General features: G+C 75.1%; 12 protein-coding genes. 9 read left to right on the forward strand and 3 right to left on the reverse strand.

Annotated features, from left to right (window positions below; genetic code table 11):
* Window positions 1-130: 130 nt before the first annotated feature.
* The 3 genes from ACOBQU_RS35030 (at window position 131) to ACOBQU_RS35040 (ending at window position 2,774) form a co-directional block, all read left to right on the forward strand.
* Window positions 131-802, forward strand: a complete 672-nt coding sequence (locus ACOBQU_RS35030; protein ID WP_423632910.1) for a hypothetical protein — start codon at window positions 131-133, stop codon at window positions 800-802.
* A 191-nt stretch (window positions 803-993) separates the two neighbouring features.
* Window positions 994-1,809 (forward strand): helix-turn-helix transcriptional regulator, encoded by an 816-nt coding sequence (locus tag ACOBQU_RS35035; protein WP_423632912.1) that lies wholly within the window; start codon window positions 994-996, stop codon window positions 1,807-1,809.
* A complete protein-coding gene (locus ACOBQU_RS35040) occupies window positions 1,806-2,774 on the forward strand; it encodes a threo-3-hydroxy-L-aspartate ammonia-lyase (RefSeq protein WP_423632914.1) in 969 nt (322 codons plus the stop codon). The genes ACOBQU_RS35035 and ACOBQU_RS35040 overlap by 4 nt, the downstream gene beginning before the upstream one ends.
* A 205-nt stretch (window positions 2,775-2,979) precedes the next feature.
* On the opposite strand, the gene ACOBQU_RS35045 is transcribed toward ACOBQU_RS35040, so the two are convergent.
* Window positions 2,980-3,552 carry a hypothetical protein gene (locus ACOBQU_RS35045; RefSeq protein WP_423632916.1) on the reverse strand — a complete coding sequence of 191 codons (573 nt, stop codon included), beginning with the start codon at window positions 3,550-3,552 and terminating at the stop codon, window positions 2,980-2,982.
* 108 nt (window positions 3,553-3,660) lie between these two features.
* Here ACOBQU_RS35045 and ACOBQU_RS35050 point away from each other — a divergent pair, with 108 nt between their 5' ends.
* Both ACOBQU_RS35050 and ACOBQU_RS35055 read left to right on the forward strand, forming a co-directional pair.
* On the forward strand, window positions 3,661-5,607 hold the full coding sequence (locus ACOBQU_RS35050) for a trypsin-like peptidase domain-containing protein (RefSeq protein WP_423632918.1): 1,947 nt from the start codon (window positions 3,661-3,663) through the stop codon (window positions 5,605-5,607).
* A gap of 69 nt (window positions 5,608-5,676) precedes the next feature.
* Window positions 5,677-5,952, forward strand: a complete 276-nt coding sequence (locus tag ACOBQU_RS35055; protein ID WP_423632920.1) for a hypothetical protein — start codon at window positions 5,677-5,679, stop codon at window positions 5,950-5,952.
* Here the strand turns inward: ACOBQU_RS35055 and ACOBQU_RS35060 are convergent.
* Entirely contained in the window at window positions 5,933-6,592 is a 660-nt protein-coding gene (locus ACOBQU_RS35060) for a histone deacetylase (RefSeq protein ID WP_423632922.1), read from the reverse strand. The genes ACOBQU_RS35055 and ACOBQU_RS35060 overlap by 20 nt on opposite strands.
* 131 nt (window positions 6,593-6,723) lie before the next feature.
* Between ACOBQU_RS35060 and ACOBQU_RS35065 the strand changes: the two genes are divergently transcribed.
* A complete protein-coding gene (locus ACOBQU_RS35065) occupies window positions 6,724-7,269 on the forward strand; it encodes a hypothetical protein (protein WP_423632924.1) in 546 nt (181 codons plus the stop codon).
* Here ACOBQU_RS35065 and ACOBQU_RS35070 read toward each other — a convergent pair.
* A complete protein-coding gene (locus tag ACOBQU_RS35070) occupies window positions 7,266-9,734 on the reverse strand; it encodes a hypothetical protein (protein ID WP_423632926.1) in 2,469 nt (822 codons plus the stop codon). The genes ACOBQU_RS35065 and ACOBQU_RS35070 overlap by 4 nt on opposite strands.
* 127 nt (window positions 9,735-9,861) lie before the next feature.
* On the opposite strand from ACOBQU_RS35070, the gene ACOBQU_RS35075 reads away from it, so the two are divergent.
* Genes ACOBQU_RS35075 through ACOBQU_RS35085 form a run of 3 tightly spaced genes read left to right on the forward strand, consistent with a single transcriptional unit; the run spans window position 9,862 to window position 12,586 of the window.
* Entirely contained in the window at window positions 9,862-10,650 is a 789-nt protein-coding gene (locus ACOBQU_RS35075; protein WP_423632928.1) for a histidine kinase dimerization/phosphoacceptor domain-containing protein, read from the forward strand.
* Window positions 10,647-11,918: an ATP-binding protein gene (locus ACOBQU_RS35080; protein ID WP_423632929.1), complete on the forward strand. Its 1,272-nt coding sequence runs from the start codon at window positions 10,647-10,649 to the stop codon at window positions 11,916-11,918. The genes ACOBQU_RS35075 and ACOBQU_RS35080 overlap by 4 nt, the downstream gene beginning before the upstream one ends.
* Window positions 11,915-12,586, forward strand: a complete 672-nt coding sequence (locus ACOBQU_RS35085) for a response regulator (protein ID WP_423632931.1) — start codon at window positions 11,915-11,917, stop codon at window positions 12,584-12,586. Before ACOBQU_RS35080 ends, ACOBQU_RS35085 begins: the two co-directional genes overlap by 4 nt.
* The last annotated feature ends 8 nt before the right edge of the window (window positions 12,587-12,594 follow it).

Below are 12,594 nucleotides of genomic sequence, written 5' to 3' on the forward strand. Positions count from 1 at the left end.
TGTTCTAGGTTGAATCAGCACTCGCCAGACGGCAGAGGGCAAAAGGCTCGTACCGGACGCGCCCGCCTGACCAGCGGACTCCGTCGTACGAGAGCACACGACCGCATCCGTGAAGGGGAACACCGCCGTTATGCGCACCACCACCCACCGCCGCAGCGCCCTGCGCACCGCCACCATCTCGATCCTCGCTGGCAGCGCCCTCCTCGCCCCCGCCGCGGCCGCACTGGCGGCGGCGCCCGCCCCTGAGCGCCCCGCCGCCGTCCGGACCGCCGCGGTCGCCGCCGCGAAGCCCGTGAAGATCGACGTCGGCGCCGGTGTCCTCATCACCGTCAAGGGCGGCAAGCCGTACTACGACGGCAAGGTCGTCAAGCCCGGCCAGACCGTGAACGACGGCATCTACCTCCACCTGAGCGCCGACGGCAAGCGCCTGTACAGCAAGACGCAGGGCGGCGGCACGCCGTACGCGATCTGGGACGTCAGGACCGGCAAGAGCCTCGGCACCCAGAAGAACAGCCCCACCGCCAAGGCGAAGGCGGCGCTCACCGCCAAGCCGTCCGCCACCTCCGTCAAGGCCTGGCAGGAACTGCGCGTCAGCGGCAAGGCCACGGGCATCAAGTCCGGCAGCACGGTGACGCTCCAGCAGAAGCAGCGCGGCACCTGGAAGAGCCTGCCCGCCTCCACCACCGTCAACAAGTCCAGCGCGTACTCGCTGCGCGTCAAGCTCGGCCTGAAGGGCACGAACGACCTGCGCGTGAAGAGCGGCGCCACCGTGTCGCCGGTGTTCCACGTGACCGTCCGGTAGCCCACCACGCCCCTGCGGAGCCTTCCCGCGCCCCTGCGGAGCCCTTCCGTGCCGCCCGGCATCCCCCTCGGGATGCCGGGCGGCCGCGCGTCCGGGCGGACCGAAGCGAGAGGGGGGCTGGACTTTTCGTCCATGGCATGTACGTTGTGTCCAGAGCCCTCGCGCGGTGAGGGCGGGACGGAGCCGCCGCCATGAGCACCGACGACGTACGCGAGGAACGGGACGTACCCGGCGCCCAGGACGGGCGTGCGGCCGAGCGTGACGCGATCCTCGCCGCCGTCGCCCCCGTGGCCGAGGGGATCGCCGCCACCTTCGGGTCGATGTGCGAGGTCGTCGTGCACGACTACCGGCGACCGGAGAAGTCCGTGGTGTCCGTCGCCGGGACGGTCACCGGACGCGGTGTCGGCGGCGCCATGAGCGAGATCGGCCTGGGCCTGCTCGCCCGCGGCGACGCGGCGGCCGACGAGCTGAACTACCTCACCCGCACCCAGGACGGAAAGCTCCTGAAGTCCTCCACGATGCTGCTGCGGGACAGCGGCGGCGCCGTGTTCGGGGCGGTCTGCGTCAACCTGGACATCACCGCCGTGCACCAGGCCGGTGCCCTGATCGGTGAACTCGCCGGTGTGACGGGCCCGTCGAGCCCACCGGCGGGCGTGCCGACCACCACCTTCGGCGACGACGTGGGCGCCGTCGTGGACGCGCTCGTCGACCGCTTCCAGCTCGACCGGCGCGGCACCTGGGCCGAACTGGACCGCGCCGCGCGCCTCGACCTGTTCCGCGGCCTCGACGCGCGCGGCGTCTTCGCGGTGCGCCACGCCGTGCCCCAGGTGGCCGCCCGCCTGGGCATCTCCCGCGCCTCCGCCTACAACTACCTCGCCAAGGCCCGCGCCGAGGCCGAGGTCGATACCGGTCCCGGGTCCGCCCCCGAGCCAAGTCCCCGTTCCACCCCCGAGTCCAACCCCGAGTCCGCCACCGAGTCCGCCACCTCACAGGGAGCATCAGCATGACGAGCACACCCCCCGTCACCCTGGACGACGTCCGCGACGCCGCCGCCCGGCTCAAGGGCGTCGCCCACCGCACGCCGGTGCTGCGCTCCCGCACCCTGGACGCCCGCGTCGGCGCCGAGGTCTATCTGAAGTGCGAGAACGTCCAGCGCATCGGCGCGTTCAAGTTCCGCGGCGCCTACAACGCGATGTCCCGCCTGACCCCCGAGCAGCGCGCCGCGGGCGTCGCCGCCTACTCGTCGGGCAACCACGCCCAGGCCGTCGCGCTCGCCGCCCGCGAACTCGGCAGCCACGCCGTGATCGTCATGCCCGAGGACACCCCGCGCTCCAAGCGGGCGGCGACCGAGGGCTACGGCGCGGAGATCGTCACCTACGACCGCTACACGGGCGACCGGGCCGCCATCGCCCAGGCCGTGGCCGACGAGCGCGGCCTGACGCTGATCCCGCCGTACGACCACCCGCACGTCATCGCGGGCCAGGGCACCGCCGCCCTCGAACTCCTCGAAGAGGTGGGCGCGTTGGACGCCCTGGTCGCGCCCGTCGGCGGCGGGGGCCTGATCGCGGGCAGCGCCACCGCCGTGAAGGGCCTCAGCTCAGACGCGCTCGTGTACGGCGTCGAGCCGGAGGTGGGCGACGACACGCGGCGCTCCCTGGCCGCCGGGCAGCGCGTGGCCGTCCCCATGCCGCGCACCATCGCCGACGGCCAGGCCATCGAGATCCCGGGCGAGATCACGTTCGAGATCAACAAGAGGCTCCTCGACGGGGTCGTCACGGTGTCCGACGACGAGATCCGCGACGCCATGCGCTTCGCCTTCGAGCGCCTGAAGCTCGTCGTCGAGCCCAGCGGGGCGACGGGGCTCGCCGCGCTTCTGACGGGGCGTCTGGAGCAGGTGCCGCGGCGGATCGGCGTGATCGTCTCCGGCGGCAACGTGGACGCCGGGCGCTTCGCCGAACTCTGCGGCGGCTGAGGGGACTTCGGGGCGGGGGTGCCGGGCGGGTCCGGGGGCGGCCCGCCTCCTGCTGGGTGCCTCCGCCTCCTGCTGGGTGCCCCCGCCTCCCGCTGGGCGCCCGCGCCGCCCGGGGCGACGCCGCTGCGCCGCCACCATCGAGGGGATCGCCCCGCGTGACGCGGCGCCGCCCCCTGCTGCCCCCGTCACCCCCGCCCCCCGGCGGTCAGCCCCGCCGCCTGCGCCGCCAGCCCACCGCCGCCCCCACCAGACCCCCCGCCACCACCACGGACCCGGCGCCGACGGCCACGCCACGGCCGAAGCCCGAACCGCCGTCGCCGCCGCCCCCGCCACCGTCGCCCGCCGCCTTGGCGACCGTCAGCTTCGCGCGCAGGACGATCGCCGGGTAGTCGCAGGTGTAGTCCTCCTCCCCTTCGCCGACGCAGTCGGCGTCCTTGTGGCGGAGGGTGAACGTCACCGCGTACGTGCCCGGCTCGACGTCCTCGCCGACGCGGGCGGCGCCGACCCAGGCCGCCCCCGTGTCGCCCATCGCCGTGTCACCGGCCAGGGCCGGGCTCGCCACCTCCACCGCCGTCGGCCGGGGATTGCCGGGGCGCTCCTTGACCGTGAGGTCGACCAGGCCGCCGGGCGCGGCCGGACCGCCGACGGACGCGTAGCCCCGCCCCGGGAACGGCAGCCGATCGGCGCGGGCCGGGCCCGCCACCCCGATGACCAGGGCGGACGCGGTGAGCGCGGCGGCACCCGCCCCCACGGACGAGCGTGTGAAGTCGCTGATCAAGCCTTTGCCTTCCCTTGGTGCGCCATGGCCATACGATCTTGGCCGACCTTGACGCTGTCCCGCCATATCAGCAGGTAGGCGTCATCTTTCCTATGGGGGGAACTGACCATGCACGTGCGCAGAGCACTGGGCGCCGCGGCGGGAGCCGTGGCCCTGATCCTGCTGCCGGGCCTTCCGGCACAGGCCGAACCCGGCGATCCGCCACCCACGCCCCGGGCCACCGGGGGCGCTCCGGTGACCGATCCCACACCGGAGGGCAAGGCTCCGGTCCCGTCCAGGATGCCGAAGCGCAAGGCCGGGGCACCGAAGGGCACGCCCAGGCCCACGGCCTCGGCCGCCGCCCCGCGGACCACGGCCCCGGCCCCGACTCCCGTACCGGCCGACGGAGACGACGACGCCCGCGGCTTCACGCCCGCCGACGCCGACGCGTACTGGACGCCCGCGCGGATGCGCGCCGCCGAGCCCGTCGAGGAGGACACCGCCCGCGAGCCCGCGACGAAGGCGCCGCGCCGCACCCCGCGCTCGGCCAGCAGGCCCTTCGAGGGGCTGCCGATCGTCGGTACGTTCTTCTGGAACGACGGCACCAACACCGGCCGCTTCTGCGGCGGCACCGTCGTCAAGAGCCCCGGCAAGAACCTCGTGATGAGCGCCGGGCACTGCTTCGACGACCAGGACGCGCGCAAGAACCTCACGTTCGTGCCGCAGTACGACGACGGCAAGAAGCCGCACGGCGCCTTCACCGTCAAGCCCGGCCGCATCTACGTCGACAAGCGGTACCTGTCCAAGGGCCCGGACGCCGCCGCCGACCTGGACTTCAACTTCCTCCAGCTGGAGCCGCGCGGCGGCAAGAACGTCGAGGACGTCGTCGGCGGCGCCGAACTGAAGATCAACGCCGGGTACGAGCACGACCCGGTCCGCCTGATCGGCTACCCCGCCAACCAGAAGCGCCCGCTGGACTGCACCGACAAGACCGTCCGGTACAACAGCACCGACCCGAAGATCCCGGGCAGCTTCCTGCGCATCGCCTGCGACAAGTACTCCGGCGGCGCGTCCGGCGGCCCGTTCCTCATCAAGCAGGGCGGCGGCTGGGGCATCATCGGCGTCATCGGCGGCTGGAAGACCGGCGGCGACAAGGACGACATCTCGTACAGCTCCTACCTGGACGGCGACGCCAAGAACCTGTACGACGACGCGGTCAACAACCGGCCCCCGGCGGGCCGCGGCGTCCTCGGCAAGGCCGAGACCTGGCAGCACGCCGAGGCCATGGCCGGGGGGTACTTCACCGACGGCAACCCCGGCGACTGGGACTACTCCGACCTGGTCGTGCGCTGGTCCGACGGCGAAGTGACCCTGTACCGGGGCGCGGGCGAGGACGGCGACAACTTCGACAAGGAGATCCGCCTCACCGGCCCCAACGGCACCTGGAAGCACGCCGTCACCATGGCCGCGGGCGACTTCTCCGGTGCCGACACCGACGACCTGATCGTGCGCTGGAGCGACGGCGAGCTGACGCTGTACCCCGACGTCGACGCGAAGGGCTTCCACGGCGAGGTCCAGCTCCAGAAGCCCAACGACCTGTGGAAGCACGCCACGTCGATCACCGGCGGCCGCTACACCACCGACAACAAGTGGACCGACGACCTGGTGGTCCGCTGGAGCGACGGCGAGGTCACCCTCTACACCAACCTCAACCGCGACGGCTTCCACGGCGAGAAGAAGCTCGCCGCGCCCAACGGCACCTGGACGCACGCCTCGACGATCACCTCGGGCGACTTCACCGGCAACGACCAGCACGACCTCATGGTGCGCTGGACGGACGGCGAGCTGACCCTCTACAAGGACATCGACCAGAACGGCTTCCACGGCGAGGTCCAGGTCAAGAAGCCCAACCGGCTCTGGACCCACGCCACGATCCTCGGCGCGGGCGACTACACCGACAACCGCCACCCGGACGACTTCCTGGTCCGCTGGTCCGACGGCGAGCTGTCCCTGTACCCGGACGCCGACGAGACCGGCCTGAACCGCGAGATCACGCTGGTGTACCCGCCCGCGTAAGGCCCACCGGCCCCCGCGCGACCACGCGCACGGTCCCTCCCCTCCGGGGGAGGGACCTACCATGATCACATGAGCCTCCGTCATGTCCCGCCGCTGTGCTGCGCCGCGACCGTGCTGCTCGCGGGCTGCGCAGGCGGCGGGCGCGACGGCGGCGCGGGACCCGGCGGGGCCGCGCCCCGCGCCGCGGCGCGGCCCTGGGAACCGGACGACGCGCTGCGGCGCGCTGAGCGAGCCCTGCGCGCGGAGGCCGACGACGGCACCGGCCTGATCCTGTGGCAGCTGCACACCATCGGCCAGGACGAGGTGGACGGCTGCGCCGACGACGTCAACGGCTGCGACGGCTGAGCCCGCTCCGGGCCGCCGCCGTGAAGTCGGCCACCCGCTCCGGCGGCCAGTGGCCCGCCACGCCGGGGCAGCCCGCGAGGTAGGCGGCGACGGCGTCCTCGTCCCACGCGCCCGCCTCCAGGAGCCCGGCCGCCAGATGGCTCAGATAGGCGGCGGACGGCGGGTTCAGGGGCACGTCCGCCAAGGACCAGGGGGCCGTGAAGGTCAGCAGCGGGAGGCCGTCGAGGTGCCCGGCGCACACCAGCGTCTCGTAGCGGCCCTCGCCGAGCGCGGTCCGGCCGTCCCGCACCGCCGCCGCCAGGTCCAGGTCCGTGCCGGGCGCGCGGTACATCTCCTGGGCGGCGATGTCGGAGAACTGGCCCGCCGTCACCAGGTGGGCCCGCGCGTACACGCGCCCCGGCACGTCCGGGTCGTAGAAGGCCCGGCCGCCGGTCCACAGCAGCGACTCGGTCGCGAAGTACACCGCCCCGGCCAGCTCCACCGCCCGGGACTCCCGCGGCGGGCGCGGGTCGCGGCAGCCGGGGTGGTGCCGGGACGAGCCCGCGGCCCGGCCTCCGCCGACGTACGCCATGAGGCGCCCCAGGTGCGTGTTCGAGCCGTAGGAGACGTACCAGACTTCTTCGATCCGCGGCACAACCATGGGGCCACCTTAGGAGTCAAGATCATCGCAAGGGGCGCACGGCGCCGCGCTCGCGCCCGCAGGCCGGGCCCGAGCGCCGTCCTTGCGTCGTCTCTTCCGGGCCACTGGCCCCCGTAAGCAGAGGAATCCGCATGTCCCGCAAGACGCTGGCCGTCTCCGGTCTGCTCGCCGCCGCGCTCACCGCCGCCCTGGCCCCGACCGCGCAGGCCGCATCGCCGACCATCACGCGCGCCGAGTACGACAAGGTCAAGCTCGGCGCGAGCGTCGCCAAGCTGACCTCCGTGGCGGGCCGGGGCGCCTGCAAGAAGACGTCGAGCAGCGGCGGCTCCGGCTTCTCCGTCAAGGTCTACGAGTGCAAGGGCAACAAGCGCTACAGCACCGCGCTGTTCTCCTTCGGCAACGGCAAGCTGGAGCTGAAGTCGCAGTCCGGTCTGGACGGCAAGGAGTCCAACGGCAAGATGACCAAGGCCAAGTACAACAAGATCAAGAAGGGCAAGACCATCGCCCAGATGCACAGCATCGCGGGCAAGGGCGTGTGTGTGCGGATCTCCGACAGCGAGATCCGCGGCACGAAGTCCGCCATGTACCTGTGCGAGCAGTCCCGCACGTACGGCAACGCCGTCTTCAGCTTCACCAACGGCAAGGTGGACTACCGCACGCAGATCAACCTGCGCTAGCCGCCGGGACGCCGCTGGACGCGGGACACCGACGGCGGCACCGGCGCCTCGCCGACGCGGCCCTCGAAGGTCAGGAGCCGGTCCGCGCCGGGCCTGACCCCCGCGCCCGCCGTGACCGTGAACGGCACGGGGACCCGCCCGCCCGCGGGCACCCGCACGCCCTCCACGAGCCGGGGCGTCACCGCCCAGCCGCCGGACGGCCACGCCGACAGCGTGACCGTCCGCGCGGCGCGGCCGAAGTTGTAGACGTCGACCCACATGCGGGTGGTCGCGCCGAGCCGGTAGCCGAGCGGCGGCGGGGCGTCGCCGTCGGCCTTGCCCGGCGCGGCGTTCGCCGCCGTGAACCGCTGGCTGAGCACGATGTGCTCGGCGGCGCCCAGCGGCGCCCGCCGCGCCCGCTCGTCACCGGCGGACGGCCGCGGACGCTGCGGCGGCGGCGCGTCGGTCACCACGTACAGCGGGTCGCGGGACGCCCTCACCCGCACCGTCCCCGCCGCGGACCTCGGCACCGGGCCGCGCTCCGCGCCCATGAGGTCGTACACGCGCGACAGCCCGTCCGGCACCGGCACGTCGAGCGTCCGCGGCCGCGGCGCGCACACCACCGTCACCGTCCGCCCCGCGCCGTCCCCGAACACGAACCCGGCCGCCCGCGGCAGCAGTTCCTCCACCAGGCCCGCGTAGTTGGCCGCGCCCAGGAGCGAGGTGAGCGCCGCGTACGCGCTGAACGCGGGCAGCGGCTGGAAGTCCCGGCTGAACAGCGCGAACGACACGCCGTCGTCGGTGCACGGCGGCCCGCAGAACCAGAACTGCCGGTCGGTGCCCGCGGCCAAGCTCTCCACCGTGGAGAGCACCAGGTAGCGGGCCTGGACGCGCTGCGCGGCGAACGACAGGTCCGTGCCGGGGCGCGCGGGCAGGAACGCCCCGCACTCCGTCATCCACAGCGGCGTACCGGGCCCGAACCGCTCGCGCAGCTCGTGCTGGTCCTCCGGCGCCGACGGCGGCTCGGGGTCGGTGTCGCCGGGCGACGGATAGCCGTGGAAGCCCCACGCGTCGGCGTACCGCACCACGTCGTTGCGCAGCATCAGCTCCTGGAACACGCCCTCCTGCGCGATGCCCGGAAGGACCACCACCGGCGCGTGGGGCTGGTCGCGGATGCCGAGCGCCATCGCCTTGACGTACGCGGCGTGCTGGTCGCCGGTGCTCGCGGTGGTGTCCACGTCGGGCTCGTTGGAGAGCTGGACCGCGTCGGGTACGGCGCGTCGGCCGCGCCCCGCCAGGTGGGAGCCGTAGCGGTAGGCGTCCCGCAGGTCGGCGGGCAGCGGCACCGACGTCCCGGTCAGGGCCCAGTCCGGCGGCGGCGAGACGACTTCGAGGACCTTCAGGCCGTGCGCGCGGAACACGTCGGCGGTGGCGTCGAACAGGCCGCTGTCCAGCGGGCCGTGCGCGCCGCGCTGCGCGGCGGGCCACGAGCTGCCGTCCCGCACGTGCCCCACGCCCATCGCGGCCGTCGCCGCGGCGAACGCGTCCAGGCGGCCGGGCGGCACCAGCGCGAGCGTGGCGACGTTGACGCCGAACCGGTTGGCGGCGCCGCGCACGGCACGCCGGTCGGGCAGCCGCGCGAACTGCCCGGTGACCCGGTCCCTCGGGGCGGAGCTGAGGGCCGCGACCGCCCGGTAGTGGCCGGGCGGCAGTGCGGGCAGCGGACAGGACGCGGTGCTCGCGCCCGCCACCAGAGGAGCGCGGCCGGAGGCCACCCGCCGCGAGGCGTGGTCGAGGACCCGGTAGGTGACGGTCAGCGGCTGCGGCGCCACCGCGTTGAGCGCGAACGTCAGTACCGCCCGCTCCCCGCCCCGGTAGTGCCCGAGGTTGACCTCCGGGTCCTGGACGTGCACCGACCGCAGCGCGACCGGCACCGGCGTGAGCGTGAACTCGTCGAGCAGGAAGCGGTATCCGTTGACGTCGTCGAGCGCGGCCGGGCCCTCGACGACGAAGCCGAGCGTGTTCGCGCCGCCGCGCAGCTCGACGTCGCCCAGCGTGACCCGGGAAAGCCCGCCCCACGCGGCGCGGGACTCGTACCAGTACGGCTGCGAGCGGCCGACCGGCACCGCCGGTCCGTCGTTCACGGAGAGCCGCACGTACGAGCCGGTCTCCTCGGTGTGCGGCTGCTCCACCGGCACCGTGGCGACCGCCTCGACGCGGTACGGGCCCGCGTGCGGCACCTCCACGGTGTACGTGGCGAACCAACCCCCGCCGTTCGGCGGCTCCTTGGCCGTGGCGAGCGCGAGCAGGGCGCCGCCCGAGGCGCGCGGGTCCCGCGCGGTGGGAATGCTGGCACGCGTCGGGGACTCGCCCGGCACGGTGATCGTGGCGGTCCTGCGGCCCGCCCCCGGCAGGGCGGCCGTGGCGGTGAGGGCGAGCCCCGCGACGAGGCCGCTCGTGACGACGGTGCGTCGGTCGATGGTCATGACTCCAGGACATCGCGGCAAGCGGGCCCGATCGTCCTGCGGGGGAAGGGAGTCGGCCCCGACCCCGGGGTGGGCCCCCTCTCCACCCTGGGGTGGAGGCGGGCGCCGGTAGGGTCGCTGGTGTGGGGTGGGGATCCGCGGGCCGGGGAGAGGGGCCGCCGAGACGGCGGTGCCCGCGCTGCTGTTCGTCGGGCAGGTGACGGCGGTCGTCGCGTACGCGGTCGGCGGCTCGGTCCCGGTCACCTCGTGGCGCGCGCCCCTGGGCGTCCTCGCCGTCGCCGCCGCCGCGATCGCGCTGGTGGGGCGGCGGGCGGCGCCGGTGCCGGTGTGCTGCGCGGCGCTGGTCGCGGACGCGGCGGCCCTGGCGCTGCTGCCGGGGCTGCCGGTGGCGGTGCTGGTGGCGCTGTTCTCCGTCGCCGTGCGGTGTCGCGCGCGGACGGCGGTGCTGCTCGCCGTGGCCGCGGTTCCCCTGTACGCCCTGCCCGGCGTCCGGGGCGCGCTGTTCGACAACCTGCTCGCCGGGGCGCTCGCGCACCTCGTGATCGTGCTGTGCGGCCGCCTGCGCGCCCACCGCACCGCCCGTCGCGCCCGCGTCCTGGCCCGCCTCGCCGACGTGGACCGCGAACGCCGGGCGGCGGCCGCCGCCGAGCGCGAACGCCTCGCCCGCGACCTCCACGACACCGCGGGACACCACCTCACCGCCGTCGCCGTGCAGAGCGCCGCGGCCCTGCGCCTCGCCGGAAGCCGCCCCGAACTCGCCGCCGAGGCACTGGCGTCGGCCGCCGCCACCGGCCGCGACGTCCTGGCCGCCCTCGGGCGGCTCGTCGCCGTCGTCGGCGCCACGGCCGTGGACGGCCCGCCGCACGTGACCGTCCCCCGCTGTGCGCGAGCCTGCGCCGCCTCGGCGCCCCGGTGACCTTCACGGTGCACGGCCGCCCCGAACCCCTGTCGCCCGACGTGTCGGTGGCCGCGTACCGCGTCGTCCAGGAGTCCCTGACCAACGCGCTCAGGTACGCGGCCGGAGCGCCCGTCACCGTACGGATCGCGCACGCGCCGGGCGCCGTGACGGTGACGGTGGCCAACGGACCGCCCGACGGCGGCACGCATCCCGGGGACCCCGGCGCTCCCGGCGGGCCGGTGCTCGGCTCGGGCCGGGGGCTCGCGGCCATGCGGGAGCGCGTCGCGGGCGTCGGTGGGAGCGTGACCGCGGGGCCGGGGGAGCGGGGCGGCTGGACCGTGACGGCCACGCTGCCCGCCGAGCCAGGAGTCCGCCACGGGGCGGTGCGGCGGGCGGCCGTGGACGTGCTGGTGTTCGCCGCCTGCGCGGGCACCCCGCTGGCCGTGACGCCGCTGCCCTCGGGTGCCGGACTCCTCGGCTTGACCGCCTTGTCGGCGGCGCACGCGGCGCCGCTCCTGGTGCGCCGCCGCGCCCCCGCGACCGCGCTCGCGCTGACGCTGGCGCTCTCCCTCGGCTGGGCGGTGGCGATCGCCTTCGGGGCCCTGCCCTTCTCCTGGTTCGGGGCGCTCGCCGTGGCCGGGGTGGCGGAGCTGGTCGGCCTGTACGCGGTGGGCGCCCACGGTCCTGACCGCGCCACCTGGCCCGCGCCCGTCGCCGTGGGCCTGGTCGGCGGCACCGTGCTGGGCCTCGCGGTGGCGAGCGACCCGGCGGAGTCGGCGGGCCCCGGGACGGTGGCGCTGCTCGCCGCGCTCGGCGCCGCCGCGACGCCCTGGCTGCTGCCGGTGTGGGCGCTCGGCCTGCTGGGGCGGGCCCGGCGCGGCGCGGGCGGGCGCTGGGAGCGGCGGGCCCTGGACGCGGTGGCGGCGCGCGTGGGCGCCGCCGTGACGGGCGAGCGGCGGCGCGTCGCGACGGGCCTGCACGCGAGGGTCGTCCACCACACCGCCCGCATGGTGCGCGCCGCCGACGCGGGCCGCGCCCGCCCGGACGCCCACCGCGCCGCCCTGACGGAGGTGACGGACGCGACCCGCGCCGCCCTCGCGGGGCTGCGGGAACTCCTGGAGGCCCTGGACGAGGCCGATGGCGCCGACGAGCCCGACGAGGCCGATGGAGTTGGCAGGGCCGATGGGGCTGATGGGGCCGATGGGGCTGATGAGGCTGATGGGGTCGATGAGTCGAGCGAGTCCGGGCCGTGCGCGGCGCCGGTCGGAGAGGAGGCACGGGCATGACGGTCCGGGTCCTGCTGGTGGACGACCAGGCGGTGGTGCGGGCGGGCTTCGCCGCCGTCATCGACGCCGAGCCCGACCTCACGGTGTGCGGGGCGGCGGCGGACGGCGCGCAGGCCGTCGAACTGGCCCGCTCCGCCCGCCCCGACGTGGCCCTGATGGACATCCGCATGCCCGGCACGGACGGCCTGACGGCCACGCGCCTGCTGACCGCCCTCGACCCGCCCGTGCGGGTCCTGGTGCTCACCACGTTCCGCCGTGACGAGTACGTGTTCTCCGCGCTGCGCGGCGGCGCCTCCGGGTTCCTCCTGAAGGACTGCGACCCCCAGGAGCTGGTCGACGCCATCCGCACCGTGGCGGCGGGCGAGGCGCTGCTCGCCCCGGCGGTGACGCGGCGGCTGATCGACGCCTTCGCCTCCGGCGCGGTGGCCCCGCGGGCCCGCCCCGACGGCCGTCTCGACGCCCTGACCGGGCGGGAGACCGACGTCCTGCGGGAGGTGGCCAAGGGCCTGAGCAATCCGGAGATCGCCCGGGCCCTCGGCATCGGCACGTCCACGGTCAAGACCCACATCAACGCGATCCTGGCGAAGCTGGCGCTGCGCGACCGGGCGCAGGCCATCATCTTCGCGTACGAGGTGGGGCTGGCGAGCCCGGGCGGGCACCCGGGCTAGGACGTGCC

Origin of the sequence: Streptomyces sp. G45, from assembly GCF_049542095.1 — a bacterium.
Taxonomy (GTDB): Bacteria; Actinomycetota; Actinomycetes; order Streptomycetales; family Streptomycetaceae; genus Streptomyces.